Raw genomic sequence first — 247 nt, 5'->3', positions numbered from 1 at the left:
TTCGCGGCAGGTGGTCGTCGATCTCCACGTAGAGTGCGGTGATGAGGGTGTCCAGGTCGGTCAGCACAACCGGATCTTGGACACCCTCACCTCATTCCCGCAGGACTTCGGCATAACTCGTCTAGGTGTGTTGTTCGGGGAGGTTGGTGACGCGGCTGGCGGGTGTTTGGCCTGCGATGCCGGTGTGGGGTCGGTGGTAGTTGTACCAGTCGATCCAGTCGGTGAACGCGGTCTGGCGTTCGGTGTC

Annotated in this window: 1 protein-coding gene; it reads right to left on the bottom strand. The window is 61.5% G+C overall.

Annotated elements, in window-relative coordinates; all coding sequences use genetic code 11:
* Positions 1-121: 121 nt before the first annotated feature.
* Positions 122-247: integrase core domain-containing protein (locus RM779_RS33555; protein ID WP_311620621.1), on the bottom strand; the 126-nt coding region annotated here is incomplete at its 5' end.

This window comes from Streptomyces johnsoniae (genome assembly GCF_031845565.1).
GTDB classification, from domain to species: Bacteria; Actinomycetota; Actinomycetes; order Streptomycetales; family Streptomycetaceae; genus Streptomyces; species Streptomyces johnsoniae.
This window is presented reverse-complemented; position numbering and strand designations above follow the sequence as displayed.